This window comes from Mobiluncus curtisii ATCC 43063 (genome assembly GCF_000196535.1).
In the GTDB taxonomy this organism is placed as follows: Bacteria; Actinomycetota; Actinomycetes; order Actinomycetales; family Actinomycetaceae; genus Mobiluncus; species Mobiluncus curtisii.
The window spans coordinates 136,798-163,293 of record NC_014246.1 but is presented as its reverse complement, the minus strand read 5'-3'; the positions used below and the strand labels follow the sequence as shown (position 1 = coordinate 163,293).

Below are 26,496 nucleotides of genomic sequence, written 5' to 3'. Positions count from 1 at the left end.
TTTTGCACAAGGGGTGACTACGGGTTTCCGGGGTGGCACGGTAACGTCTGGGACCGCCCTTGTGAAGGTATATCCGCAGGTAGCAGCTCTAAAAATTGACCAAATGGACACGGCTGTTACCAAAACGTTATAATCGAGGTTCGCGGCATAGGGTCGCGAATTGTTTGAAATAATGAGGAGGGCATTTGGCTGGGTCAAATGAGCCGGTCGAATATTTGAGTTATGCGTATTTCTAAACTGATGGCAAGTTCATTTGCAATTGCTGGAATCGGTGTAGCGGGCGTTGCTCCGATTGCCAATGCGGAAGATGGGGGCTCCGCAACCATTACAAATCAAACTGTCAGTGCCAAGGTTCGCTTGGCGGGTGTTGATCGTTACGAGACTTCTCAAGCTGTGTCCGCGGCAACTTCGTTGGACTCCGTGTTAGTCAGTGATAAGTCTCCTGACGGGCTCATTGCTTCCCTGCAGGCTGCTAATGATGATAAATCTGCGGTGATGAGTCCGAAGGCGCCCTCTCTGGGAGGCGTCAACCGTTACGAGTCCGCCGCAAATGTGGCTGTGGCAGGCGACGCGGATGCCCCCTTGGTCATCGCCAACGGTCGCTCAGATGTAGATATTTTGGCAGCTACATCCTATGCGGCGAATCTGGAGGCAAACCTCTTGCTGTCCGAGCCGAATCAGCTGGGTGAATACGCTGCAAAAGCTCTCTCCGAGTTGAATCCGGAGAATATCACGATTATCGGGGGGACCGGGGTCGTGAATGAACAAACTAAAAACCAGATTGAAGAACTGACTGGGAAAAAGGTTTCCCGGATTGCGGGAGATAACCGGTACACCACCGCGCTGGCAGCCGCGCAGGTTATGGGTTCGCACAACTACCTGCTGGTCAATGGCAAGAATCCGGTCGATGCGCTGACTTTGGCTCCCTTGGCGAAACGGAATAACGCCTCGGTCGTGTTGATTCAGACCTCTTGCGTTCCGCAAACCGTGCTGGGGGCTCTGGCGGGTAAGCATCTCACCGCCATCGGCGGTACGGGCGCTATTGCCGACAATTTCGCGGCGAAGACCTGTGAACAGCAGGCGGCCGAGGAAGCCGCGGCAGCTGCGAAGGCTGCTGCAGAAAAGGCAGCGGCAGAACAGGCAGCACGGGAAGCCGCCGCGCGGGCCGCAAATCCGTGGGGAGCCGGTACTCCGCAGGGTATCGCCTATGACATGCTGGGCGAGTACGGCTGGGGACCCGATCAGATGCAGCCCCTGGTGAACTTGTGGAATCGGGAATCCGGATGGCGTACGAATGCCGGACGTCGTGGCGGTCCCTACGGTATCCCGCAGGCTAACCCCGGTCGCAAGATGGCTTCTGCCGGTGCGGACTGGGCTACGAACCCGGCTACCCAAATCCGCTGGGGCTTGAGCTACATTAAGGGGCGCTACGGCAGTCCCGCTGGAGCTTGGGCGAAATTCTGTGCCCGCGGCTGGTATTGATTTTGCCTATAACTTAGGGGGTGGAGCTGTCACGGACGGCTCCACCCCCTAAGTTTTGCCTGATGAGAGGGCTCGATTCAGGTGCATAGAGAAAAGTCGGGTATAATCAAAAGTGGTGCTTTGCGCGGCTCCAACAGTCGCGCTTGGGCACAGGAACTTATCAGCTGAGGATACTTTGCGGCTTGCGGTTTTTCATTAATCCGGCGGCACTGTGTTCGCAATGACCTAGGAGCGGGTTGGAAGATGTTGGGCACCCGATGAGTACCCGATGAGTACCAACGATTAATCCATTCTCACCCTTCGCCGGGTGGAGTGGCGAAGGACAGGAGAAAAGTGGCACGAATGCGCGTGCACGAGCTTGCGAAAGAGCTCGGTATTGAATCCAAAGAAATGCTGGCGTATCTGAAAGACGCTGGAGAGTTCGTAAAATCTGCATCCTCCGTGGTGGAAAGCCCCGTAGTGAAGCGGATGATGGAACGCTTTGCAGAGGAAAAACTGGGCAAGTTCAGCCCGGAAGCCGCTGAGAAAGCCGAAAAAGCGACCGCGAAAGCGAAGAAGCCAGCTGTCAAGACGACTACAAAGAGTGAAACTGCGGATGCGGATTCTGCGGAAACAGAATCTTCATCACCCGCCAGTCCTGTTGAGCCAACGGCTCCAGAGACGGCGGTCACTCCGGATGACGCAACTCCAGAAACACCCGAAGCGCCGGAGACTCCCGCAGCCCCTCAACCGACCCCGGAGAAAACAGACTCGAGTCCCAGCCCTGCCAAACTGCAGGCGAAACCGAGTGCTCACCCTGATATTCCCAAGCCAGGAGCCGGGATTCCCAAGCCGGGCGCGCGTCCGGGTAACAACCCGTTCGCTTCTGCGCAGGGAATGCCACGTCCCGGTGGTACCAGTGGGATTAAAGCCAAGCCGGGTCCGCGCCGAGGGCGGCTGGGCAATAACCCGTTCGCTTCTGCGCAGGGAATGAGCCAAGGTATTCCCCGTCCCGGTCAGGGCGGCGGTCCGCGTCCCAAGCCGGGAGACCGCATGGGTTCCCCGCGCGGTGACTCCGGTCCCGCGGGTCGCGGTGGGCGTGGCGGGCGTGGTTCTCGCCCCAGCCCTGAAGCATTAGCAGGGGGCGGTTTTGGCGGCGCTCCGGCTTTTGGCGGTCCGCCTTCGCCACCTCGCGGTCGCGGTGGGCGCGGCTTTACCCAGGGCGCTTTCGGTCACGGCAAGTCCCGGAAAGGCAAGAGTCGTCGGGCTAAACGTCAGGAAATCGAAGAGCAAAATGCACCCGTCATTGGCGGTGTCACCGTCCCGAAAGGCAACGGTCAAGAGGTTCGGATTCGTTCCGGAGCGTCGGTTGCCGACTTTGCAGACAAGATTCACGTCAATCCTGCTGCGTTGGTGACGGTGCTGTTCCACATGGGCGAGATGGTCACTGCCAATCAGTCCTTGGACGAAGACACTTTCAAGCTGCTGGGAGCGGAACTCGGCTACGAGATTGAGGTGGTTTCACCGGAGGATGAGGACCGCGAACTGCTGGAATCCTTCGATATTGACCTAGAGGCAGAAGAACTCGATGACATCGAGGCAATGGAACCCCGACCCCCGGTGGTGACGGTGATGGGTCACGTCGACCACGGTAAGACCAAGCTGTTGGACGCCATCCGCAATACTGACGTGATTGATACCGAGTATGGCGGGATTACCCAGCACATTGGCGCTTACATGGTCACGTTGAAAAAGGCCGATAAGGGTCGCAAACTCACCTTTATTGATACGCCGGGGCACGAAGCCTTTACCGCGATGCGTGCCCGTGGTGCTCAGGTCACTGACATTGCGATTATTGTGGTCGCCGCTGATGACGGCGTGATGCCGCAGACCGTGGAGGCAATCAACCATGCCAAGGCTGCGAACGTGCCGATTGTGGTGGCAGTCAACAAGATTGATAAACCGACCGCTAACCCGGACAAGGTCAAAGCCCAGATGTCTGAATATGGGGTGCTGCCCGAAGAATACGGCGGTGACACCATGTTTGTGCCGATTTCGGCTAAGCAGCGGATGGGCATTGAGGACCTGCTGGATGCGGTGCTGTTGACTGCTGACGCAGTGCTGGATTTGCAAGCCAATCCGCACGCTCCCGCCCGCGGTGTCGCTATTGAAGCGAACTTGGACAAGGGACGCGGTACGGTTGCCACCATGCTGGTGCAGCGTGGTACTTTGCGCGTCGGTGACGCTATTGTGGCGGGAACTGCCTACGGTAGGGTGCGTGCCATGTTCAACGAACGTGGTCAAAATGTAGAAGAGGCCACCCCCTCCACACCGGTGCAGGTGCTGGGGCTAACCTCGGTGCCGCGAGCTGGTGATAACTTCCTGGTCGCTGAAGACGACCGGACAGCGCGCCAAATTGCGGACAAACGCGCTGCTGCGGAACGTGCAGCACTGCTGGCCAAGCGCCGCAAGCGCGTGACGCTGGAATCCTTCGACGAAGCCCTAAAGGCCGGCAAGGTCGACATGCTGAACTTGATTATCAAGGGCGACGTGTCCGGCTCGGTCGAAGCTCTGGAAGACTCCCTGCTAAAGATTGACGTGGGCGAGGAAGTCGGTTTGCGTATCATTCACCGCGGTGTCGGTGCGATTACCCAAAACGACGTCAACCTGGCTACCGTGGACAACGCCATCATTATCGGATTCAACGTACGTCCTGCCGAGCGCGTGGCGGAGTTGGCAGATAGCGAAGGCGTGGAGATGAAGTTCTATTCCGTCATCTACCAGGTCATTGAGGATGTCGAGAACTCCTTGAAGGGTATGCTAAAGCCGATTTATGAGGAACACGAACTCGGTACCGCCGAGATTCGCCAGGTCTTTAAGTCCTCCAAGTTCGGCAATATCGCGGGTTGCTTGATCAAGTCGGGCACTATCAAGCGTGGCGCCAAAGCCCGCTTGGTTCGCGATGGTGTGGTCGTCAACGGAGAGCTGGAGATTCATTCCTTGCGTCGCGAAAAGGACGATGTCACCGAGGTCCGCGAAGGCTTCGAGTGCGGTATCGGTCTGGAGTTTAAGGACATCCAGGTGGGCGACCGCATCGAGACGTGGGAAATGCGCGAAATCCCGCGCGACTAATATTCCTAATCAACCCGGTGTCCCGGTCGGGCTGCGGCGGTTTACTGCCGGGGCTCGGCTGGGGTGCCGTGATAACACAGCAGATTGAGAGAAACAATGGACGATACTCGGCGCGAAAAAGTCGCCGCAAACATTTTGACCACGGTGGCCAGCATGTTGGCCGGCAAGATTAAAGATCCGCGATTAGGCTTCGTCACCATTACTTCGGTCGAGGTCACGGGGGATTTGCAGCACGCCAAAGTTTATTACACGGCTTATGGTAGCGACACGGAACGCACCGCTTCGGGGGCGGCTTTGGAATCTGCCAAAGGATTGATTCGCTCCCGCGTCGGCAAGAATTTGGGCACCCGCCTGACTCCTACCTTGGAATTTGTCTCCGATCCGGTGCCTCAGCAAGCCGCGGCTTTGGAATCAGCCCTCGCGGAGGCTCGCGCGGCAGACGCCGAGTTGGCAGCGCGCAAAGGCACCCAGTATGCCGGGGAAGCTAATCCTTATAAGACTCCTCGTGAAACTGAAGATGACCAGGACTCCTAACCTGGCGGGGCAGGGGACTGTCCGCGGGGAAACTTTCGTCGGGAGCGGTCCGGAGGACACCTTTGGTGGGGGACGGCTGGTTCACAAGGGTTCCGGGGCAGGTTACGATGTTTGACGCGCCAGACTTTTTGCCTGACTGCCCTGAGGATTTACCTCGGGGTGAAACTTGCCCGCCCGGACTGGTCATTGTGGATAAGCCACGGGGGTTGAGTTCTAACGCGGTAGCGTCACGGATTCGCCGGTTGGCAGGTCAAAAGAAAGTCGGTTACGCCGGCACCCTTGACCCGCTGGCCACGGGAATCCTGATCTGTGCCATCGGCAAAGCCACCCGCCTGCTGCAATACCTGACGGCTCATGACAAGGTCTATACCGCGCGGGTGCGATTCGGTATCTCTACAGATACCGATGACGCGCTGGGACAGGTTCTATCCCGTGCGGGAGCCGCCTTATCCACGGCGGAAATCACGGCAGCGCTGGAACCGTGGCGCGGAGCAGTCGACCAAATTCCAGCCAAGTTTTCTGCCATAAAAATTGGTGGAAAACGTGCCTATGACTTGGCACGTGCCGGAAAAAACGTGGAAATACAGCCCCGTCCGGTGACCATTCACCGGCTCGAGCTGCGCGGTGCACCAGTTCTCGAAACGGTGGCAGGAGACGACTCTAACCCTCCAGTGCAGGTCACCGATGCGGACATCGTAGTGGGCTGCTCGGCAGGAACCTACGTGCGTTCCCTGGCTCGAGATCTCGGCGCGGACCTGGGCGTGGGGGCGCATTTGACTGCATTGCGACGTATTTCGGTCGGGTCATACGGACTGGACCAAGCACACAGTCTATCCGAGTTCGAGACCGAAGTCCGCCGTTACGGAGTGCTGCGCCCCTTGGGTTTGGACGCCGCGATATTGGGAATCTTCCCCGAATTTCCGGGAGATGAAACTCAGGTGCGAGCGTTGTCTTTCGGACAAGCTCCAGCGCTGCGGGACTCGACCCATGCTGCCCCAAACATCCCCCTTGAGACAGCAAATTCGTGCCCCAATGCGTCCGACGGTGCGCTGGTGGCAGTAACCGAACCAGTAACTGAAACAAAAGCTGGGGATAAACGCGTCGTGGCGCTGGCGGAGCGAAATCGTGACAGGCTGAAACCAATCTGGGTGCTGAGACCTGCAAAATCTTGAGTTGTCGAGACATAAAATAGTTAAGAGCTGATTTTATTTTGGGAAAGTGAAGAAATGAAACAAAACGCGTCTCTCAAATCATGGTGGCCGATGGTTACACTCGGTTTGTTGGGATTTGTAGGTCTGCTCGCCGGACCCGCGGAAATGAGTCTCGCCAGTCCGGTTGCACCAGCGGATACTCCCGCAATTTCCAGCACGGCGGCGGCGACAGTTCCGGCTGCGGATGAAACCGGTGAATTTCCTGAACTTCCGAAGAACTTCACTTCTCTCACCGATTCCGAACTGCCTGCCGGTAGTGAGCCCTCCGGGGGTTCTGACTACGGTGATTTGATGATTGGAGGGGGAACCCCCGCCAGCGCGGCACAGGCCGATTGGGTCGCATATATCAGTATCAGCAATCGGGACAACACCGGCGCTATCTGTACCGGTATGCTCATTGACCCCTCCTGGGTTTTGACCGCGGGTCACTGCGTCGCCAACGGTCCTAAATACATCAACGTGACTTTTGGACCGACCCGGCAAGCAAATACTGCCGTGAATGACTACAAGATCAATCCCCAGTACGATGCGACGCTGTTGCATCTAAAAGACCCGGTATATGGAATCACCCCCATCACCTTAGCCTCTGGTCAAGCCAAAGTTGGCGATGTGGCAGTGGAATATGGTTGGGGTGGCACCTCGAAGGCTCTCATGTCATCGTCGCAGCGGATTGTGGCGACCTGTTTCACCGTGGTACAGGGAGCTAGACAGGGTGAATTCTCCGCGAACTGCGGTGTCGCAAACGCCCCCGGTCAGCTCAGCTACAAGACTTCTTGGCCGGGAGTGAAAACTGAACACGGTGACTCCGGCGGTCCCCTGGTGGTGGGTAATCAAGTCATAGGTACGTTGATTGGGGGCAATGATCAGGGTGCCTACTTTGGATCCGTGATTCCCTTGGCTTCTTGGCTGAAAGATATTACCGGCTTGACCTTGGGTTCGCCTGCTCCACAAACGGCTGAATATCCTTATGAATCGCGATTGAACCGAATTGCTGGAGCTGATCGTGTCTCGACGGCTTTGGCGTTGCATGCGGCGAGTGGCACCAGTGGGGACGCAATGGTATTGACCACCGGTCGTCTCGCTCCGGATGCGTTGAGCTCAGCAGCTTTGGTGGGCGCGCGCGGAGCGACGGTGCTGCTCACCGTGTCCAGCCCGGTGGAACCGGCAGTAATTTCTGCCATTAAGGCTTCCCCGCGTAAGACTCTGTACGTGGTCGGCGGGGGAGTGAAACTGTCGGCTGCCCAACGCGCGGAATTACAGCAGGCGGGAGTGACCATCACCGACCTGGCGGGATCCGATCGCTTCGACACGGCGGGTCGAGTCGCTGCCCGTACGGTGCGGGAAAATGCCTCAGTGATTGCCCACACGAAAGTCCTTGACGTGTTCCTGGTCGACGCCACCAGCGACCCGAACATTCCTGATGCGATTGCTGCCGGTCCTGCTGTGGCAAATGCTCATGGCGTCATTCTCTTTACACGCGCAAACAACATTCCTACCCCCACCCAGAAAGCGATTTCTGACCTGGGGCGCACCGTGACCCAGCAGGGGGGCAAACTGCGCTTGTGGGGTATAGGTGGCGGGGCTGCCACAGCCGTTACCGCTAAAGCCGCTCACGCGGACGCGGCGTGGAAAGGTGCCGTCAGTGAGGTAAAGACTATCGTGGGTCAAAATCGTTTCCAGACCTCCACCCAGTTGGCACAGAACTTCTTCCCTAGCGCTGGGGGATACCTGGTTGCTTCCGGTATGGTTTTTGCTGACGGTTTGGCAGGCTCGGGCTATGCGCACGCAAATCATCAAGCTATCCTGCTGAGTCGTCCTGCCACTCTGGACTCGAGTCTGCAAAGTTTCGTGCCGGCTCATCCCCAAGCTTCCTACACCATCGTTGGTGGTGCCGGGGCGGTGTCTCGTGGCGTGGCAAACCAGATTGGCGCCCTGCTAACGTCGCGGTAACCGACCTAAATACCGAATTTTACCGGGTCTGTTGCTCGTCTCCAATCTCGAGCAGCGGCGTCAAATTATGGATAACGTGGGCTGACTCGCTAAACTTGCCACAAGTTCGTTTCCGACAACATTGAGGCAATAGACTATGGACAAGTTTTTAGAGGTACTCAGCACGGTAGATTCTTTCGTTTGGGGTCCGTTTTTCCTGATCCCTCTGCTGCTGGGGACCGGGTTGTGGCTGACTATCCGCCTGGCAGGACTCCAATTCCGCAAGCTGGGACCCGCCATGCACCTCGCCTTGCTGAAACGTGATGAAGCAGCCGGGGATAGTGCCGCGGGGAAACAACCGCTCGATGACACTATCGAGGGCGACATTTCCCACTACCAAGCTCTCACCACTGCTCTGGCAGCTACCGTTGGGGTCGGAAACATTGCCGGTGTCGCCACTGCCATCCACATTGGTGGGCCGGGGGCAGTGTTCTGGATGTGGATTACGGGGCTGTTCGGGATGGCATCGAAGTATTCCGAAGCCTTCATGGCGGTACGTTTCCGCACTAAGGATGCCAAGGGAGAGATGAGTGGCGGTCCGCAGTATTACCTGGAAAAAGTCACGAATGTGAAGTGGCTGGGGCGGACTTTAGCGGTTGCTTTTGCGGTTTTTGCGATTATTGCCTCGCTTGGCACCGGTAACCTGACCCAAGCAAACTCGGTCGCGACCCAGCTGCAGGCTTCTTTCGGGATTAACCCCTGGATGACAGGGCTGTTTATGGCGGCGCTGACCGGCATTGTGCTGCTGGGAGGAGTGAAGTCCATCGGTCGGGTGACTTCGGCTTTTGTTCCGATTATGATTATTCTCTACGTGGGAGCCGCATTGATTGTGTTGGGGCTGCACCTGGCGGAAATCCCTGACGCGCTGGCTCTGATTTTTCATGATGCCTTTACGGGTACCGCTGCCACAGGCGGTTTTGTGGGCTCCACGTTCATGATAGTGGTTCAGTACGGGGTAGCTCGAGGAATCTTCTCAAACGAGTCCGGGATGGGCACGTCTGCGATTGCTGCGGCTGCGGCACGCACTCGCGAACCGGTTCGGCAAGGTCTGGTGTCCATGACGCAAACTTTCATCGACACCATCATTGTGGTCTCCATGACGGCACTGGTCATCGTGGTCACGGGAGCTTGGAAAGCCACCGATGCGGACGGTAACCCGCTAGACGGTTCGCCTCTCACCGCTGAGGCATTCAACCTGGGATTCCCCGGCGGGCAGGGTCACTTTGTGGTCGCAATTTCCCTGGTATTTTTCGCATTTTCCACGGTGCTGGGCTGGGCGTATTACGGGGAACGTTGTGTAGAACGTCTGTTTGGTTTAAACGCTGTCACCGTCTACCGCGTATTGTTTGCCATAGTTATTTTCGTGGGCTGCATCACCGAGCTGAAAGTGGCGTGGACACTGGCGGATATTACGAACGGGTTGATGGCTCTGCCGAACTTGATTGGGCTGATTCTCGCTTCGGGTCTGATAGCTCACGAAACCAGAGCCTACCTAAAGCGCGACCCGAAACTGCGAGAATCCCGGTAAACTTTCCGCCCCGCCCTTGTGCCCCCGACGGAGGGCGCGGACGGTTATTGCTTTGGCAGCGCCTTAATCTGGGCAGGGGAGGGGGTTGCGGGCGGTTCGGTCAGCTCAGGAGTTTCGGGACCCACCAGGGACTGCAAAAACTCCCGGTATTTTGTGGCTTTGCTCGCACTCATGGCACTGCCGGGCGGGATCTGTCCTCGCGCAGCGGCAGCTAGCGGTACCACCATATGCGAATCGGGTTCCAGACCAATCCCCACCCACTGGGCAGAAATGACTTCGGCGTTGCCCTGCGCGGGAACCTTAATCGTCGCCCAGGCGATTTGTTCCGAGTCAGTGTGCATCGTAGCCAGGGGACGCATGTCCGAAATGACATTCCCCACGCTCCAATATGTCCACATGCCTTTTCCGTCCACGCCACCGGGTAGTTTCTCAATGCCTTGGGGCACGTGTGGATGATGACCGATATAGAGGTCAATCAGCCCACTAGCCGCAGCTTCTTGCGCCCATTGGCGCGCCCAGCTGGAGGGCTGCAGCTCGTATTCCAGCCCGTTATGACCGGACAGAATCACCACCTTAGCGCCTTCTTGGCGAGCTTCGGCCGCCCACTTGAGGATTTCACTCATGTTGTCCACATTGACCAACCAAGGCTTTTCTCTAATGTAGGGCATCCCGCCCAGTTTCCCCCACGCCAGGGACAGGTGCGCAATTTTGATGGTGCGACCGTCTTTCGTCAGCTGATACATCTGGTAGGGTTTTTCTGCCGCGCTGCGCCGGGAACCGGTAGCTCCCAGACCGGCTTTTTCCAGCACGTTGAGAGTCTGATACACGCCTTCGATGCCTTGGTCAGTAGTGTGGTTCGAAGCGGTGGAACAGCCGTCGTAGCCCAAGCCTTTCATGTCTTGCGCCCAGCCCGTCGGCATAGCGAAGTTAGGAAAACCCTGGTAAGCGGCCCCGTCTGCGGCGAAGGCAATTTCTTGATGGCAAATCGCCAGGTCAGCCCCCTCGAGAAACGGTTTGATCCCTGCCATCAGATTGGTGAAGTGCGTATTTCCCGCGGCATCACGCGACACGTCTGGCATGAGGGCGTCGTGTGTCAGAGCATCGCCCGTAGCGGCAACCGTAAAGGTCATTTCCGCGGGTTGGGTGGCGGTTGATTTTGGTTTGACCTTCACCAGGGAGGTCTTGGTGGGTACATCTTTGGCGGCAGTTTTACCGGCTGCACCTTCGCAGCCCGTCAGCCCCCAGGTGCCGCCCAACACCAGCAGGGTAGTCGCGGCAGCGTAGCTAATTTTACGGGTAATCTGTCTGTTTCCCATGGTACTTTTATATCAACGCCCCAGCGATTCAGCCATGCTCAGGCTGTGACCGCGGCGGGGTCGATGCGCTGAGCTTTGGGAACCCCCAGAACTACGGCAGTTTCCCACAGGTCACAATCCATGCGTTCCAGCAGCGCGTCCAAAGAATCAAAAGCCAAGTTGTCACGAATCCGATGGACGAACTCGATTACGACTTCTTCCCCGTACAAATCCAGGTCCGCACGCCCTAAAACGTGAGCTTCCACAGTACGTCCCACATCGCCGAAATGCGGGGAAGTCCCCACCGAAATCGCGGCGGGCACCACCTCTAGGGAACTTGGTGTTTTTGAGTGGGGAGGGTAGGGCATCCGCAGCCAACCCGCGTAAACCCCGTCAGCGGGAATTGCCTCTATAAAATCCGCATCCAGGTTAGCGGTGGGAAATCCCAGTTCGCGTCCGCGACGCTTGCCGTGAACCACCGTGCCTCGCACCGAGTGAGCGTGCCCCAACACGTAAGCTGCCTGGTCGACCCGCCCTTGTGCCAGGAGCTCGCGCACCCAAGACGAGGACCAACGGCGTCCAAATATCGGATCGACAATGTTGGACACCGTTTCGACAGTGAAACCGAATTCCTCGCCCAGTTCCCGTAAAGTTTGGGCATCTCCGCTGTTTTGGGCGCCAAAACGCATATCTTCCCCGATGACGACCACTTCCGGACGCAGCGGAGCGACCAGGTATTTGTGGACAAATTCAGCGGGGGATTGGGCAGCAAAATCAAGGTCATACTGTTGAACCCAGGTCGTATCCACCCCCAGCTGTTCAATGCGGGTCAGGCGATCTGCCAGGGAACAAATCAACTTGTTCTTCGGGTCGGGATGGTGAACCTGGCGTGGCAGCGGGTCGAAGGTCAACACGACGGATGCCACCTCGTGCTGGTGAGCCAGCGTCACGACCTTTTCAATGATTCGTTTGTGTCCGGTGTGAACCCCGTCAAAAGTACCGATGGTTACGATACTCGGTCCGAAATTTGACGGTTTGTCACGAAATATTTGCACCCCCCAACCTTAGCATGACGCTATCCTCCCGGATTCCGTCTCTCCCGGTCCCACCCGGGCTGAATGCACGCCGGCGTACCCTTGTTCTACACTGGCTTTACACGAAATAGAAGGGGGATTTATGTGGAGCGTGCAGGGCGTTGACGGCGTGCCAGTTCTGGTTGAGGTCGAACGTCCCCCGGTCGGAGCCGGTGAGATTCTGCTTGAAGTAGTGGCGGCGGGAGTGAACCGGGCAGACTTGCTGCAGGTCGCGGGTCATTATCCGCCGCCTGCCGGAGCTCCGCAGACGCTTGGTCTGGAGGCTGCTGGCACCGTCGTGGAAGTCGGTCCAGGTGTTGACCCGGTGTGGCTGGGGCGCGCCGCGGTGGCTTTGGTTGAGGGCGGGGCACAAGCCCAGTTCTGTGTCGCCCATGCGGATTTGGCTTTGCCTCTACCTGTTTCCGGGCGACTCAACGGCTATGTTGCGGGGGCTGCCTTGCTGGAAGCGGCGGTGACTGCGTGGCACAACCTGGTCGACTGCGGATTCCCCGCTGATTCGGGGGCGTGCCGTGCTGATTCACGGCGGTTCGGGGGCAGTGGGCACGGTAGCGGTGCAGCTAGCTAAGGCTTTGGGAGCCACCGTGGGGACGACCGCGGGAGAACCCGACAGATGCCACAAACTGATTCTTTTGGGGGCAGACGCGGCTGCGGATTATCACGACCCGGATGGGCTGTTGCGGATGAAACAGGAACTGACAGCAGGTCGTGGCTTTGACCTAATCTTGGACGTAGCCGGGGCGGGAGGCTTGGAGACTAATCTGGAGCTGCTCGCCCCATCCGGAATCCTCAACATTATCGGTCTGCAAAAGGGGCGTCATGCCCAGCTGGATTTGGGTCAAGTTTTGTCCAAATCGGCGCGGATTCAGGGTTCTACCATTCGTGGTCTCGATGTGGCGTCAAAAGTCAGGTTGGTGCGTGCTGTGGGGACACACGTCTGGCCGCTGGTACAGGCGCAACGGATACGTCCGGTTATCGCTCATACGTTGGCATTTTCCAAAGCGAAACGCGCGCACAAATACCTGGCCAAAGCTACGGCACGACCCTTGGGAAAAATAGTGCTTTTTACCGAGGCATGAACACGGGCTCGTCAATAACCGGCTGTGGCTCCGGGGCTAGAATTTGGGCGCTACGGCAACCTGCCACCTGCCTGATGAATTTGTCGTCTCTCCCGTAAAAGTCGTTCGTGCAGAATCTGTGTAATTCGCGGGAGTTGCGGGTTTTTGCTAGACTTGTACAGCCGTCATGTCGGCCGCGCTACCGATGGTCCAGGAAAAGCCTGGGCGCTGCGCGCAACGAGTTAGTAAAAAGGAGAACCTGTGGCTCTGACCAAGGAAGAAAAGCAAGCAATCATCAACGAATACGCGACTCATCCCGGGGACACGGGATCCCCCGAAGTGCAAATCGCTCTGCTGTCCAAGCGAATCAAGGACTTGACCGAGCACTTCAAGACTCATCAACATGACCATCATTCCCGTCGTGGTTTGATGCTGCTGGTTGGTCAGCGCAAACGTCTGCTGGGCTACTTGCAGGACATTGACATCGAACGCTACCGCAGCCTCAAAGAGCGCCTCGGTTTGCGTAAATAGCAACTAAGCTGGCCGGATACCCGGTCAGCTTTCTTTTCATGCCGGTATTTCCGGCTGGTATATGTAGGAACCCAGCGTTAATCGGTCCTCGGTAGTGGTCTCCTGGACCTTTCGCGAGTGTCTCGGTCTGTCCGGTGAGATTTGCGGAGAACCAGCCCAGTGGACCTCGATCGATGACCGCCGCGCTGAACAAAGAGAGGGGGATCCCTTGGAGGGACCCGAAATCACGGCGGCAGAAGCCGTCATCGACAATGGTAAATTTGGCAAGCGCGTCCTGCGCTTTGAAACGGGTCTTTTGGCTCAGCAGGCTGCCGGTTCGGCAATGGTCACCCTCGATGGTGAGACCGTTGTGTTCGCAGCCACCACGGTTGGCAAGCAACCGAAAGATCAATTCGACTTTTTCCCCTTGACCGTAGACGTTGAGGAAAAGCAATACGCCGCGGGACGTATTCCCGGATCCTTTTTCCGTCGCGAAGGTCGCCCCGGTACCGAGGCAATCCTGGCGGCGCGCCTGATTGACCGTCCGCTGCGCCCGGCTTTCGTAAAAGGGCTGCGCAACGAGGTGCAGGTCGTCGACACCGTCCTGTCAATCCACCCCGACCACGCTTATGACGTAGTGGCGATTAACGCCTCCTCAATGGCGACCCAGCTGGCTGGGCTGCCTTTCTCCGGTCCTATCGGGGGCACCCGCCTGGCTTTGATTGATGGGCAGTGGGTGGCATTCCCGACCTATCCCGAGATGGAACAATCCACATTCAACATGGTCATTGCCGGTCGCGTTGTCAATGAGGGTACCCCCGAAGAGGACGTCGCCATCATGATGGTGGAAGCCGGCGGTGGTGAATACGCTTGGGATTTGATTCAAGAGGGCAAACAGGCTCCGACCGAGGACGTCGTGGCCAGCGCGCTGGATGCTGCCAAGCCCTTCATTAAGGAACTGTGCCGCGCCCAATCCGCAGTGGCCGCCAAGGCTGCCAAGGAAACTCAGGAATATCCGCTGTTCCCCGACTATGAAGACAACCACTTCGAGGCGATGAAATCCGAGGTAGAAGCGGATTTGCTCGCGGCTATTCAGATTGCTGACAAGCTGACTCGAGAGAATCGCGAGACTGAAATCCGCGATGCCGCCATCGAGAAACTCGCGGTAGAAGGTGGCGAGTTCGAGGAGCAGGAAAAGGAACTGAAGGCCGCATTCAAGGCTTTGGAAAAGAAGCTGGTGCGTGCCCGGGTGCTGCACGAAGGTAAACGTATCGACGGACGCGGGCTGAAAGACATCCGTTCCCTGTCCGCCGAGGTCGAGGTGCTGCCTCGGGTTCACGGTTCGGCTCTGTTCCAGCGAGGGGAAACCCAAGTTTTGGGTGTGACCACGCTCAATATGCTGCGCATGGAACAGCAGTTGGACAACTTGAGTCCTGTCACGCACAAGCGGTACATGCACCAGTACAACTTCCCGCCCTACTGCACCGGTGAGACGGGTCGAGTTGGTTCGCCTAAGCGCCGCGAGATTGGTCACGGACACCTGGCAGAGATGGCTCTGGAGCCGGTCATTCCGGCTCGTGAGGAGTTCCCCTACGCGATTCGCCAGGTCAGCGAGATTATGGGTTCAAATGGCTCATCTTCGATGGGTTCAGTTTGTGCTTCTACACTGTCCCTGTTGAATGCGGGTGTGCCACTGCGTGCCCCGATTGCCGGCATCGCTATGGGCCTGATGAGTGAACCGGGTGAAAACGGCACCCAGTTTGCGACCCTGACTGACATCTTGGGAGCGGAAGACGCTTTCGGCGACATGGATTTCAAGGTCGCCGGTACCCAGGACTTCATTACCGCCCTGCAGCTGGATACGAAACTTGATGGCATTCCTGCCGATGTCTTGAAGGGTGCCTTGGGTCAGGCTCGCGACGCTCGCCTGAAGATTCTGGATGTGATGCACGCCGCTATCGACGGACCCGATGAGCTGGCTCCGACCGCGCCGCGTATCCTCACCGTGAATATCCCGGTGGACAAGATTGGAGAGGTCATCGGACCGAAAGGAAAGATGATTAACCAGATTCAAGAGGACACCGGCGCCGAGCTGACCATTGAGGATGACGGCACGGTCTATATCGGGGCAGATAACGGTCCGGCGGCAGAAGCCGCTCGTGATGCCGTGAATGCAATCGCGAACCCCCAGATGCCCGAGGTCGGCGAACGGTTCGTGGGTACCGTGGTGAAAACCACCACCTTTGGGGCGTTCATTTCCCTGACCCCCGGCAAGGACGGTCTGCTGCACATCTCCCAAATTCGTCGCCTGGTCGGCGGCAAACGCGTGGAAAACGTCGAGGACGTGCTCCAAGTCGGTCAGCAAGTTCAGGTTGAGGTCGCCGAAATTGACCAGCGCGGCAAGCTTTCCCTGCACGCCGTGGTAGACGATGAGGACGGCGAAGCCGTAACCGATTCGGAATCTGCCTCCTGCGCAGCTTGTGCAGAGGACCCGCGGGACCGTGAACACCGTGACCCTCGTGATAGCAGCGAACCGCGCCGTCCACGGGAACGGGCCCGCCGGCGGACACATCGTTCTCGCGGCGAGGACGATCGCGATTTCTCATAGAGTAACGCTATTGAAAACTACGGTGGCTCGGCGGGGGACATTCCCTCGCCGGGTCACCTATTAGAGGAGAGTCTCAATGAACACAGCTGAAAAGTCCGGTGCACCATTTTTGCCAATTATCCTGTCCGGCGACATTGGAACGTATGCGTTTGCGCGGTCATTTTATGAGCAATGGCATGTGAAATCTCTGATAATTACCCCTCAGGTGCTGGGACCGATTCGCCACTCCCGGCTGCTTGACGCGATAACGATAGATGAAAGCAAAATTGACCCGAACCTCAGTGTATTCATTGAAAAACTCATAGAGATGGGTCCCGAACTGGCGGCGCGTTACCCGGACACCCCGCTGGTGCTGGTGGCGAACCAAGATACCCACGTGGTCAATATCCAAAAGAACGTTTCCCGGCTGTCTCCTTACTATCGCTTTGCTTTCCCCAGCGTGGATGCCATCGAGCTCACCAATGATAAGGCGCATTTTGCGCAGGCTGCCGAAAAGTACGGTTTGCGGGTACCCACGACTGTGGAACTCCATCTTGATTCCGGCACGGACACGCTGATGGATGCTATTACCGCAACCCTGGGTGACAAATACCCACTGATTATCAAGCCCTGCCAGTCATACGGCTATGAGCGGCTGCGCTGGCCGGGTAAATCTAAGGTTTATACTGCGGAGAACCCGACCCGAGCCAGAGAAATCCTGCAGGATTTGGAAACACACACTGCTGGTACCCCGGAGGCGCGTCGGTTCGTGGCGCAGCCCCGGGTGTCTGGAAACGACACGCACAGCTTGTCCATCACCGCTTATGTAGATTCAGAAAAACGGGTCAGCTTTCTCGGCTCGGCGCATGTGTTGCTGGAAGACCACGTTCCGACCGCTTTGGGTAACCCGGCGGCGATGATTACAGAAAGCTATCCGGACCTGTATCGTCAGGTCAGCGATTTCCTGGTTGGCATCGACTGGCACGGTTTCGCGAACTTTGATGTCAAGGTCGACAGTTCCACCGGTCAGGCCTATTTCTTTGAGGTGAACCCCCGTATCGGCAGGAATCTCTATTACAACACCGCCGCCGGGAACAACCCGCTGCCGGCTTTGATTAATGACATCATCTATCACCAGCCTACGGAGCCGGCGCGCCACTTTGACACGATTCTCTATACCGTGTTGCCCATCCGCCTGATTTTGAAGTACACGACGGGTCAGGTGCGACACCAAGTCCAGTCGCTGCATCGGGCAGGTAAAGTATTTAATCCGCTGCTGGCTCCGGCGGAGAGACAGTTTTCCCTGCGATACCTGCGGCGGCGTCTCTATGTGTGGCTGTCCACTCAGCGGCATTGGTCTAAGTTCAAGCGCTATTATCCGCTGGACGCCTTAGAGGCAGAGGGGCGTGATTCTTTCGATACCGTTCAGCTGCGCGCGCAACGCTAGACTCTGCGCGCCCTAGCGACGTGATTCCGCCAGGGCGCCGATGAGCAAGGCGATTCCGGACGTTCCAAAAATCAGCAGGATTAGCGTCCACAGCGACACGATGACGCCCAAGGCAGACCCGACGACGATTAATCCAATCAGGATAAATACCACGCTGAAAGCGATGGCTGCCAGGCTGCGATGTTCACGGCGGGGTTCCAAGGGTGACTTCGAGAGAGTCTCCGCAGCGTTTTCTTCCTTTAGGTTGGCAGTGAGGGGGATAGTTTCTGTAGTGTTTTCCATAGTTTTCACCTGTTAGTTGTTCTCAATGTCGGGAGCGCGGTACGGGGAAGGCGTCGTGGATGAATCCGGGGGAACCGGTGTCGCAGATATGCTCGGTGTTCCGTTGGACATCCCCGCGGAACGCGGGGTTCCGTTTACCGGGTCAAACAGATTATCGCCGGGTTTCCACAAGCTGCCGCCGGGCTGGAACAGGTCATTGAACCCGTCTTGATTGACATCCGTCCACTTTCCGGCCTTGCCCGCCTGCACGTCAGCGAGAGTCAAAGTGTTGTTTAGGTCTAATTCCGATACATCTTTTCCGTTCAGTGCCAGAGCTACGCTTTCATCTCCGTCTGCAGTTTTGACGTCTATAACCCCGTCCCCGGATACGGCACGGCGGCGAAACTCTTGCAACGCGGTCCCGCTCTCACCCTCGGCGCCAGTCTCAGTGCTGTTATATTCCTCCAATTCGTCAGTCATCAAAGTCCGACCGTTCAACACGTAGTTGACCAGGAAATGCCCGTCAGGCAGCACCGCACCGTTCCATAAGTCCATGGCGGGACGTTCATAGAGCGACACACTTCCTTGTGCCAGGTTGATTTCGATAGTTTGGGATTTCGTCTTAATGTTTCGCGAGCCGTCCGACAGCGGGACGTGGTGACGAATTTGCAGTTTCGTCACATCCGAACTGCCCAGACTGATACTGGCAGCCTCATATTCCTTGGTTCGATCTATGAATTCCACGCGCTGATTGCCATCCATCGTGAAGTATTGCGGGCGGTGCTTGTCTCTGGACGAGGACTTGAGGAAGGCTTCACTCATGTTCCATTTGCTGTTTTTGAGAGTAGATGTCCGCACCTTGCCCTGTGCCAGGTTGATTTTCAAGTCAACGTTTTGCTCCGGGAGCGTATAAATCGAAACATCCCCGTTCGCCAGATTGACTTTGATGGGTTTCCCTGGGGTGGCGGCACGCAGGTCGATGTCCGCGCTGCCCCGCATGGCGCTGAGTTCATCGCCGGGGTGTAACTCATTGCTTTGGTAGCTAAACATTTCGGGAAAATCGCCCCAGTCAATGCTGGAACGCAGCACGCGCAGCTGGGGCATCACGGACATTCCCACTGTTGCCAGAGGCAGCGTCACGAACAAAATCACCAACGGGGTGACGACGGCGAGCCAGCCCGTCCGGCGCTTTTGCAGGGCGGCTATCAACATGCCACCCCCCAACACCATCGTCAGCAGCCCGACTGCCAAAAGCGCGGAACTGAGCGGATCGAGTACTCCAATCAGAGGCAACAAGACGCCGGTGAAAATCGACAGCAGCGCCAGTCCGCAAACCGTGAGACTGAGGGCGCGGCTCGGTCCGGGAATCAACGGCTTGAGGGGAGCGCCCGGTCGCGGATACGGTGGCGCAGACATAGTTGTGGCGCTGTTGAAGGGTGGCGTGACAGCAGCCGGGGGGACGGTAAAGTCGGCACTGGGAGTCGCAAATCCGGTGGTTGGTTGCGTAAAGCCAGCGGCGGACGTGGCGGGAGAGACGGGGGTGTTCATAAGCCCGTCTGTGGGGTTGGGCATGGCAGGCGTAGGTGCCTGTGGGGTGGGAACGAATCCGGTGGGTCCGGGAACGTAAACGTTCGCGACTGGTGGGGTACCGGTCTTGCTCTGGTTTACAACGTGAACGATGACCAGCACTATCACTACTAGAGGAGCCAGCATCAGGCACAAGACCAGAGCTATGAAAAAGAAAGCGAGTAAATCGTCGAATCCGCCCCCGCCGTCCCAGATGTCAAATATGTTGAACAGAAAAATGCCCTGGGGCAGCATCCGCATCGCCCCGAAACACATCAACGCAATCGCACCGGTGACGGCACCGCTCTGGTTGAGTAAGCCGGCGCGCCAATCGGTCCACAAGCTGCGTCCGGTGGTTTGGTTGGGCATCCACAACCATAGCGTCCCATAGAGCAGGGGAATAAACCCAAAGAACAGCAAACCGACCACTGCCAAACCGCGTACAATTACGGGGTCGATGTTCAGGCGTGAGGCAATTCCTGCACAAACTCCGCCGATGACCCGGTTGGGGGACCGCATCCATGCCGATCCGGCGGAATCTGGACCTCCGGGGTAGCCTCCCGCGCCCGTGGTGCCATAGTTTGCGCCGTTGTTGGAAAAATTGCCGGAACCGGGGTGGTCCGCAGGGCGGTAGCTTGTACCGTCTGGGCTAGGCGCACCCTGATAAGGTGCGCTAAATCCGGTGTTACCAGTCCCGTTTGGCGTCGTGGCACCAGGTGAGGTTGCGCCGGCAGCAGGGGTTGCGCCGGCAGTTTCGCCGCCATTGCGAGGTTCGCCCCCGACGGGGGGAACTGAGTTTGAGAGATGCTCTGAATCCATTTTTTCGTTCATGATTCCATCATGGTCGCAGTGTCGCGCAGTGGCTATGGGGGTTGTCCCTGATTTATCCCTGATTTATCCCTGAAGCCGGGTGAAACCCCGCTAAATCGTGGCAAACTGGACTTATGTCAACATCTGCTGCCGCCCCCCATATGCGGCTTCCCCTGCGACGTCCGGTGTCCGGGACGGTCCCGCCTGGTAAAGACGGGGTTCTGGCTGGGGTCGCCGCGGGACTGGCGCTGCATCTGGGAATACCACTGTGGCTGGTGCGACTCATTCTGGTAGTTTTAGCCCCTACCGGAGTCAGCATTTTGCTCTACGCCTGGTTGTGGATTTTTGTGCCACGCGGTAATCCTTGGGGTGCGGCGGGGCTACCGTTTCGCACAGATTCGCGGCTGGCAACCCCTAACGCGTCACTCGAGGGGCACTTTGGTGGCAATGAACGCTGGCGAAATGTGACCGTTCCAGCAATTTTGCTGGCGCTGGGATTAATCGCCATAGCTGGGGTCGGTGCTTATTCCGGACCAAAAATCATGAGCGATTTGCGTCCCCTCATCGTCATCATCATCCTCATCACCGGTATCGCCCTGATTTGGGCGGGGGCTTCGGCAGGTTCATCACCGTCCGAGCTGCGGATGGGAAGATTCCTGGGGTTTGCCATTCCCGGTGCCCTCCTGGTGATTTTTGCGGTTATGTTTGGATTCTCTGGAACTATCAGTCTGCGGGACGCGCTGCGCGGGGGACTCATTACCCTGGTAGTTATCGCCGCGCTGAGCTTGGCAGTTTTGCCGCTGTGGGCGCGTTTCTGGATGTCTTACAAGGCATCTCTGGCGGAGCAAACTCGCCAAACTGTCCGTGCCGATATGGCTGCCCACCTGCACGATTCGGTGTTGCAAACCCTCGCGTTGATTCGTACTCGGGCTGATGACGCTGCAGAGGTGGCGAAATTGGCTCGCGCCGAGGAACGTCAGCTGCGTGCCTGGCTCTATGAAGACCGCGGACATGTGGACTCGTCGCTGTCCCAAATTATCAAGGAGCTGGCAGGCGAAATCGAGGACCGTTACGGGGTGGTTTTAGACACCGTCACGGTGGGAGATGCCGTTCCGGGAGCGTGGTCCGAGCCGCTGGTGGCGGCGACCCGAGAAGCCCTGACGAACGCGGCACGCCACGGTGCGCCACCGTTTTCGGTCTATCTGGAAGTGGGGTCGGACGCGGTGGAATGTTTCGTGCGCGACCACGGCACTGGGTTCGACCTCGCCGCTATTCCGCAAGGACATCAGGGCGTGAAACATTCCATCATTGAGAGGCTGGAGCGTCACGGTGGCAGTGCGACCATCCGGTCGGGACCTAGTGGCTGTGAAATCGCGATGAAAGTGCCCCGCTAAACTGGGCAAGACTAGGGAGGAAACAAACATGAGTGACAGCGACGTGAGTCCCCAGGCTGGTGGGGAACATCCGAAATGTCCCATTTCGGTGCTGGTCATTGACGATCACGGACTGTTTCGGGCGGGAGTGGTTGCGGAACTGAGCAAGTATCCCAAAGAAGTCCAGGTCGTGGGGGAGGCAGACAGTGTGGAGGATGCTGTTGCCGCAGTGCGCCAGAACGTTCCCACGGTGGCGCTGCTGGACGTGCATCTGCCAGGTGGTCACGGTGGCGGGGGTGCCGAAGTCGCGGCGGCGTGTCTGGGAGTGCCGACCCGATTCCTGGCACTGTCGGTGTCTGACGCGGCAGAAGACGTGGTGGCGGTCATTCGGGCAGGGGCTCGAGGTTACGTGACCAAGACTATTGCGACACCTGACCTGGTCGATGCCATCGTCCGGGTAGCGGGAGGAGACGCGGCTTTCTCGCCGCGGCTGGCAGGTTTCGTGCTGGATGCGTTCGGGGCGGCGCGCACCGATATGGTGGGTACTGATTCCGAACTTGATTCGCTCACTGAGCGCGAGTTCGAAGTCATGCGCCTCATTGCCCGCGGTTTCGCTTACAAAGAAATCGCCTCTGAGCTGTATATTTCTGTGAAAACTGTGGAAACGCACGTGTCATCCGTGCTGCGCAAACTGCAGCTGTCCAACCGCTACGAACTGTCCAAATGGGCCCAAGATCGTCGGATTAGCTGACCCGCGGGGAGCCTGCGGAGCGCTTACCGAAGGTGAAGCAAACGGCTGCGAGATGATAACGTAAAGGCGCAATTATTTTCGGGTCAGAAAAGGAACAATCATGCAGCGCACCGTGGTAGCCCCGCACGCTTCAGCAGGCTTCATGCAGGCGCGCTATCCCGCTATTGCGCGCACTTCCAGCCGAGTGCTGCTGATGATTTGGGAGGCACTGCCCTCCGAGTGCGCCGCCTCAGCCCGGATGGAGCAAGCCAAAGCGAAATCTGCCAGCTTAGAGGAACCTCATTACCGTCGGCTGTGCCCGACCAGTCTGCGGCTGTCACGGTCTTTTGACAACGGTCTGACCTGGGAAGAACCCCGCACTTTGGCAGCAGGCAACCCGCAGGAATTTTTCGGATTTCATGTCCCCTCGTTCCTGCATGACTGCGTGACCGGGCGCATGTTTTGTTTTTATACCCGTTCCCTGGTGCCGGATTGGGACTTGCGGCAGGCGCAAACGGCACTCTTTGTGGCGTGGACCGATGACGATGGTCTGAGCTGGGAACACCAAGATATTACTTCCATGATTATTGCCGGTCGGGACTTTTCGATGGCGTATATCCCGCGCGGGCGGGGCACGCAGCTGACGAGCGGACAATGGGCGCAGCGCCTGTGTCACGCGGGAGTAATCGTGGACGAATCGGGGGATCGTAAAGCCGTGTTTATCGGCTCGGATGACCATGGCGCCAGCTGGTGGGCGTCGTCTCCGGTGGGAGCAAACGTGGATTATTGCACGGCGGTGTCCAACAGTGACGGAACTGAAGTCATGCTGTTGATGAAGACCCAAGGTTCGACGGTAAAAACGTGGGCGAAATCAGCCGATGCCGGTCGCACGTTTGGACAGCCCGCTGCCGCGACAGATTCTCGGCTGATTAACATCATGAGTCCGTTGGAAGAAGTGTTTCACGGAGCTTGCCCGGGCACTCCGCATGCGGACGTGTTCAGCTACATCGGTGAACGCACCACGGATCAAGGAGACTGTACCGTGTTGATGCTGTCTACCGATGGTGCCAAGTCATTTCGAGAAGCCGAGATGTTCGATGTGCAAACCTACGGTGCTCTCGACATTGTTTCAATGGCAGACCAAGCCAAGTTTGCCATCGCCTTCGAGGGCGCTGACGGTGTGGTCTGTGAAGTCTTGCCTTTCTCTAAACTCGGTAACATTGATGCACTAGCGGAACAGTGGGTTCACCAAGCATGAATGATTTGTTTTCTTCCCTCGCAGAAGGTTCTGGTGGCGAGATTCCCGTGTCGGCAGTCTTGCCGCGCGGAGCGGTCGCGCATTTTGAAACTCCCGATGCTACCTCTGATTTTGCAGGCTGGTCCGAGGCGGACGCGGCGCAGCGCGAGGACTGGCGGACGCGCAAAGTTGCGGCAATCGTGGACGGTCTGAACCCGGAACAGCACGCCGCGGTGACCCACGAGTCCGGTCCGCTTCTGGTCATGGCAGGAGCCGGCTCGGGCAAGACCCGCGTGCTGACCCGACGGATTGCGTGGCTGTTGGCGACCGAACGAATCCGCCCTTGGGAAGTCCTGGCGATTACTTTCACCAATAAGGCGGCCGCGGAGATGCGTCAGCGCGTCGAATCCCTGGTCGGCAACGCCGCGAAATACATGTGGGTGTCGACTTTCCACAGCGCTTGCGTGCGGATTTTACGTGCTGAGGCGGACACCCTGGGGGTGACCCGGTCCTTTTCAATCTATGACACCGCCGACACGAAAGCCCTGCTGAATCGCATCATTAAAGGGCGAGGTTTGGACCCGAAACGTTTCCCCCCGAAGTCTTTTGCTGCCAAAATTTCCCAAGCCAAAAATGAACTCATCACCCCCGAAGTCTTTGCTCTCGGTGCGGGGGTTGACAAAATGAGCCAGCTCACGGCGGAAATCTATACCGAGTACCAGCAGCTGCTGCGTCGCGCCAACGCGTTCGACTTTGACGACCTCATTGCGTCCACGGTCTATCTGTGGAAAGCACATCCCGATATTTTGGCACGCTATCGAGCCAAATTCCGTCATGTTTTGGTCGATGAATACCAGGACACGAACCCGGCGCAATATGAGCTGATACGCTTGCTCACGGTGGGCGCGACGGGCGATGCCCAGCCTCCTGCCGAGCTGACGGTAGTGGGGGACTCGGATCAATCAATTTATGCCTTCCGCGGCGCGACTATCCGTAACATTGAAGAATTTGAGTCGGATTTCCCCGGCGCCACCACGGTTTATTTGGAACAAAATTACCGTTCTACCGGCACGATTTTGTCGGTCGCCAACGCGATTATTTCGGAAAACGAGGGGCGGCGGAAAAAGAATCTGTGGACTGACGCCGGGCAGGGCATGCAGGCGGTACTGTACGCGGCTGACACCGACCGGGACGAGGCCGCTTTCATCGTCCGCGAGCTGCAAAAGCTGCGTCAGGAAGGCTCATCTTGGGACGAATTCGCGGTGTTTTACCGGACCAATGCCCAGTCGCGTTCTCTGGAAGAAATGCTGACGCGGGAAGGCATTCCGTACCGGGTCGTGGGCGGCACTAAGTTCTATGACCGGCGCGAAATTAAAGACGCTATCGCTTACCTGTGCGCCGCGGCGAACCCTGCCGATGACGGAAACCTGCTGCGGGTGCTGAACGAACCGAAACGCGGTTTGGGAGACAAAGCGGTGCAGACCATCCGGGAGGTTTCACTGAGTGAAAATCTCGATTTTGGTCAGGCTCTGCGCCAGTTCCTGCCGGGGGGAACCCATCACGGCGACTTGAGCGCGAAAGCCAGCGCAGGGATTACCGAGTTCGTGGGCGTTTTGGACGCGATGCGCGCTTTAGACGCGGCGGGCGCCCCCCTGGACGAAATCTTGGACACGGCCCTGGAGGACAGCGGCTACCTGCCGAAATTGCGGAAATCCAATGACCCTCAGGACGATGCGCGGGTGGAGAACCTGGCGGAGCTGCGTAACGTGGCGCAGGATTTTTCCCTTTCCGAGCCCGATGCCCGCCTGGCGGATTTCTTGGAGCGGATTTCCTTGGTCGCTGACGCCGATCAGCTTCCTGACACCGCCGGCCAGCCTGAACGCCCTGCTGACCCGGTACACCCCGCTGCGCCTCCGGAGGTGACTTTGATGACGGTGCATACCGCGAAAGGACTGGAGTTCAACACCGTGTTCGTGACCGGGATGGAGGACGGTCTGTTCCCGCATTCGCGTTCTTTGGAGAGTCCTCAGGACATCGCGGAGGAACGTCGGTTGGCTTATGTGGCGGTCACGAGGGCGCGCCAGCGGCTGTATCTGACGCGTTGCGCCGCCCGTACGGTGTTTGGTGAGACGGTAACTATGCCGGCTTCGCGTTTCTTGGATGACATCCCTGCCGAACTGGTGGATAACCGGCGCGAAGCCACCACTGTGGACTATTTCGGCGGGTTGGCATCCCGTGGCTACGGTGAACCGACCAGCTCCGCCTATGGTTACGGCGGGCGTGGCGGACGCGGGGGAGTCTCGGGCGGCTACGGCACGTACCATGGCGCTCGGCAATCCTCCGGGTCACGAGGGTCGAGCTCCGCGTTCGGCGGCAAGTTCGCCAACTCGCGGATAGGGCTCACCACGGCACGCGACTTGGCGGGCGGCAAGGACTCGGCGGCTGCACCGGCGAAAAAAGCGAAAGCGAAACCGGCAGGCAAGATTCCTGAACTTCACGTCGGTCAGCGGGTCCATCACGATATTTACGGGGAGGGCAAGGTTACCGGCTTGGAGGGGCAAGGTAAAGGCACTATTGCCACCGTGAAGTTCCGCACGGGTGCTGCCAAGCGGCTGCTGTTGAACTTTGCCCCGCTCACTCCGGTGGATTAAACGGTGCAGACCGGTGGGGTGCCGG

The 26,496-nt window shown here is 58.0% G+C and carries 20 protein-coding genes; 16 read left to right on the top strand and 4 right to left on the bottom strand.

Features of this window, described 5'->3' with window-relative positions:
- Positions 1–222 precede the first annotated feature (222 nt).
- The 7 genes from HMPREF0573_RS00695 to HMPREF0573_RS00670 all read left to right on the top strand — a co-directional run bounded on the left by HMPREF0573_RS00695 (position 223) and on the right by HMPREF0573_RS00670 (position 9,855).
- Positions 223–1,482 carry a cell wall-binding repeat-containing protein gene (locus tag HMPREF0573_RS00695; protein WP_013188612.1) on the top strand — a complete coding sequence of 420 codons (1,260 nt, stop codon included), beginning with the start codon at positions 223–225 and terminating at the stop codon, positions 1,480–1,482.
- Positions 1,483–1,824: 342 nt separating this feature from the next.
- Positions 1,825–4,593, top strand: a complete 2,769-nt coding sequence (infB, locus tag HMPREF0573_RS00690; protein WP_013188611.1) for a translation initiation factor IF-2 — start codon at positions 1,825–1,827, stop codon at positions 4,591–4,593.
- Between the two features lie 96 nt (positions 4,594–4,689).
- On the top strand, positions 4,690–5,127 hold the full coding sequence (gene rbfA / locus HMPREF0573_RS00685) for a 30S ribosome-binding factor RbfA (protein ID WP_004008140.1): 438 nt from the start codon (positions 4,690–4,692) through the stop codon (positions 5,125–5,127).
- Positions 5,111–5,242 (top strand): hypothetical protein, encoded by a 132-nt coding sequence (locus tag HMPREF0573_RS10010; protein WP_013188610.1) that lies wholly within the window; start codon positions 5,111–5,113, stop codon positions 5,240–5,242. The genes rbfA and HMPREF0573_RS10010 overlap by 17 nt, the downstream gene beginning before the upstream one ends.
- Positions 5,235–6,299 (top strand): tRNA pseudouridine(55) synthase TruB, encoded by a 1,065-nt coding sequence (gene truB, locus HMPREF0573_RS00680; protein ID WP_013188609.1) that lies wholly within the window; start codon positions 5,235–5,237, stop codon positions 6,297–6,299. Before HMPREF0573_RS10010 ends, truB begins: the two co-directional genes overlap by 8 nt.
- 54 nt (positions 6,300–6,353) lie before the next feature.
- A complete protein-coding gene (locus HMPREF0573_RS00675; protein WP_013188608.1) occupies positions 6,354–8,288 on the top strand; it encodes a cell wall-binding repeat-containing protein in 1,935 nt (644 codons plus the stop codon).
- A 136-nt stretch (positions 8,289–8,424) separates the two neighbouring features.
- Positions 8,425–9,855, top strand: coding sequence for an alanine/glycine:cation symporter family protein (locus tag HMPREF0573_RS00670; RefSeq protein ID WP_013188607.1), 1,431 nt, complete (start codon positions 8,425–8,427; stop codon positions 9,853–9,855).
- 44 nt (positions 9,856–9,899) lie between these two features.
- Here HMPREF0573_RS00670 and HMPREF0573_RS00665 read toward each other — a convergent pair whose 3' ends face one another.
- Together HMPREF0573_RS00665 and HMPREF0573_RS00660 are read right to left on the bottom strand one after the other, a co-directional pair.
- On the bottom strand, positions 9,900–11,171 hold the full coding sequence (locus tag HMPREF0573_RS00665) for a CapA family protein (RefSeq protein ID WP_013188606.1): 1,272 nt from the start codon (positions 11,169–11,171) through the stop codon (positions 9,900–9,902).
- Between the two features lie 38 nt (positions 11,172–11,209).
- Entirely contained in the window at positions 11,210–12,205 is a 996-nt protein-coding gene (locus tag HMPREF0573_RS00660) for a bifunctional riboflavin kinase/FAD synthetase (protein WP_013188605.1), read from the bottom strand.
- 121 nt (positions 12,206–12,326) lie between these two features.
- On the opposite strand from HMPREF0573_RS00660, the gene HMPREF0573_RS09865 reads away from it, so the two are divergent.
- From HMPREF0573_RS09865 to HMPREF0573_RS00640, 5 genes are all read left to right on the top strand, one after another.
- Positions 12,327–12,809, top strand: a complete 483-nt coding sequence (locus HMPREF0573_RS09865; RefSeq protein ID WP_013188604.1) for an alcohol dehydrogenase catalytic domain-containing protein — start codon at positions 12,327–12,329, stop codon at positions 12,807–12,809.
- A complete protein-coding gene (locus HMPREF0573_RS09860; protein WP_236589564.1) occupies positions 12,754–13,320 on the top strand; it encodes a zinc-binding dehydrogenase in 567 nt (188 codons plus the stop codon). The genes HMPREF0573_RS09865 and HMPREF0573_RS09860 overlap by 56 nt, the downstream gene beginning before the upstream one ends.
- Before the next feature lie 240 nt (positions 13,321–13,560).
- Positions 13,561–13,830, top strand: coding sequence for a 30S ribosomal protein S15 (gene rpsO / locus HMPREF0573_RS00650; protein WP_004008132.1), 270 nt, complete (start codon positions 13,561–13,563; stop codon positions 13,828–13,830).
- A gap of 208 nt (positions 13,831–14,038) precedes the next feature.
- Positions 14,039–16,417 carry a polyribonucleotide nucleotidyltransferase gene (locus HMPREF0573_RS00645; protein ID WP_169310017.1) on the top strand — a complete coding sequence of 793 codons (2,379 nt, stop codon included), beginning with the start codon at positions 14,039–14,041 and terminating at the stop codon, positions 16,415–16,417.
- Between the two features lie 76 nt (positions 16,418–16,493).
- Positions 16,494–17,843, top strand: a complete 1,350-nt coding sequence (locus HMPREF0573_RS00640; protein ID WP_013188602.1) for a carboxylate--amine ligase — start codon at positions 16,494–16,496, stop codon at positions 17,841–17,843.
- A 12-nt stretch (positions 17,844–17,855) separates the two neighbouring features.
- On the opposite strand, the gene HMPREF0573_RS00635 is transcribed toward HMPREF0573_RS00640, so the two are convergent.
- The gene (locus HMPREF0573_RS00635; RefSeq protein WP_013188601.1) at positions 17,856–18,125 is read right to left on the bottom strand and encodes a hypothetical protein; all 270 of its coding nucleotides are present in this window, start codon (positions 18,123–18,125) and stop codon (positions 17,856–17,858) included.
- Positions 18,126–18,137: 12 nt separating this feature from the next.
- On the bottom strand, positions 18,138–20,501 hold the full coding sequence (locus tag HMPREF0573_RS00630; RefSeq protein ID WP_236589566.1) for a PspC domain-containing protein: 2,364 nt from the start codon (positions 20,499–20,501) through the stop codon (positions 18,138–18,140).
- A 113-nt stretch (positions 20,502–20,614) separates the two neighbouring features.
- On the opposite strand from HMPREF0573_RS00630, the gene HMPREF0573_RS00625 reads away from it, so the two are divergent.
- From HMPREF0573_RS00625 to HMPREF0573_RS00610, 4 genes are all read left to right on the top strand, one after another.
- Positions 20,615–21,874 carry an ATP-binding protein gene (locus HMPREF0573_RS00625; protein ID WP_236589569.1) on the top strand — a complete coding sequence of 420 codons (1,260 nt, stop codon included), beginning with the start codon at positions 20,615–20,617 and terminating at the stop codon, positions 21,872–21,874.
- A gap of 28 nt (positions 21,875–21,902) precedes the next feature.
- Positions 21,903–22,604 carry a LuxR C-terminal-related transcriptional regulator gene (locus HMPREF0573_RS00620; RefSeq protein WP_004009858.1) on the top strand — a complete coding sequence of 234 codons (702 nt, stop codon included), beginning with the start codon at positions 21,903–21,905 and terminating at the stop codon, positions 22,602–22,604.
- 100 nt (positions 22,605–22,704) lie between these two features.
- Positions 22,705–23,841: a sialidase family protein gene (locus tag HMPREF0573_RS00615; protein ID WP_013188598.1), complete on the top strand. Its 1,137-nt coding sequence runs from the start codon at positions 22,705–22,707 to the stop codon at positions 23,839–23,841.
- The gene (locus HMPREF0573_RS00610; protein WP_013188597.1) at positions 23,838–26,471 is read left to right on the top strand and encodes an ATP-dependent helicase; all 2,634 of its coding nucleotides are present in this window, start codon (positions 23,838–23,840) and stop codon (positions 26,469–26,471) included. The genes HMPREF0573_RS00615 and HMPREF0573_RS00610 overlap by 4 nt, the downstream gene beginning before the upstream one ends.
- Positions 26,472–26,496: the final 25 nt, after the last annotated feature.

What these genes read in the sequence shown, in the direction of transcription:
- HMPREF0573_RS10010 (WP_013188610.1), top strand. Translation starts at nt 5,111, where the DNA reads ATGACCAGGACTCCTAACCTGGCGGGGCAGGGGACTGTCCGCGGGGAA.
- HMPREF0573_RS00625 (WP_236589569.1), top strand. Translation starts at nt 20,615, where the DNA reads ATGTCAACATCTGCTGCCGCCCCCCATATGCGGCTTCCCCTGCGACGT.
- HMPREF0573_RS00620 (WP_004009858.1), top strand. Translation starts at nt 21,903, where the DNA reads ATGAGTGACAGCGACGTGAGTCCCCAGGCTGGTGGGGAACATCCGAAA.
- HMPREF0573_RS00635 (WP_013188601.1), bottom strand. Translation starts at nt 18,125, where the DNA reads ATGGAAAACACTACAGAAACTATCCCCCTCACTGCCAACCTAAAGGAA.
- HMPREF0573_RS00640 (WP_013188602.1), top strand. Translation starts at nt 16,494, where the DNA reads ATGAACACAGCTGAAAAGTCCGGTGCACCATTTTTGCCAATTATCCTG.
- HMPREF0573_RS00610 (WP_013188597.1), top strand. Translation starts at nt 23,838, where the DNA reads ATGAATGATTTGTTTTCTTCCCTCGCAGAAGGTTCTGGTGGCGAGATT.
- HMPREF0573_RS00675 (WP_013188608.1), top strand. Translation starts at nt 6,354, where the DNA reads ATGAAACAAAACGCGTCTCTCAAATCATGGTGGCCGATGGTTACACTC.
- HMPREF0573_RS00670 (WP_013188607.1), top strand. Translation starts at nt 8,425, where the DNA reads ATGGACAAGTTTTTAGAGGTACTCAGCACGGTAGATTCTTTCGTTTGG.
- HMPREF0573_RS00630 (WP_236589566.1), bottom strand. Translation starts at nt 20,501, where the DNA reads ATGAACGAAAAAATGGATTCAGAGCATCTCTCAAACTCAGTTCCCCCC.
- HMPREF0573_RS09865 (WP_013188604.1), top strand. Translation starts at nt 12,327, where the DNA reads ATGTGGAGCGTGCAGGGCGTTGACGGCGTGCCAGTTCTGGTTGAGGTC.
- HMPREF0573_RS00695 (WP_013188612.1), top strand. Translation starts at nt 223, where the DNA reads ATGCGTATTTCTAAACTGATGGCAAGTTCATTTGCAATTGCTGGAATC.
- truB (WP_013188609.1), top strand. Translation starts at nt 5,235, where the DNA reads ATGTTTGACGCGCCAGACTTTTTGCCTGACTGCCCTGAGGATTTACCT.
- HMPREF0573_RS00665 (WP_013188606.1), bottom strand. Translation starts at nt 11,171, where the DNA reads ATGGGAAACAGACAGATTACCCGTAAAATTAGCTACGCTGCCGCGACT.
- HMPREF0573_RS00615 (WP_013188598.1), top strand. Translation starts at nt 22,705, where the DNA reads ATGCAGCGCACCGTGGTAGCCCCGCACGCTTCAGCAGGCTTCATGCAG.
- rbfA (WP_004008140.1), top strand. Translation starts at nt 4,690, where the DNA reads ATGGACGATACTCGGCGCGAAAAAGTCGCCGCAAACATTTTGACCACG.
- infB (WP_013188611.1), top strand. Translation starts at nt 1,825, where the DNA reads ATGCGCGTGCACGAGCTTGCGAAAGAGCTCGGTATTGAATCCAAAGAA.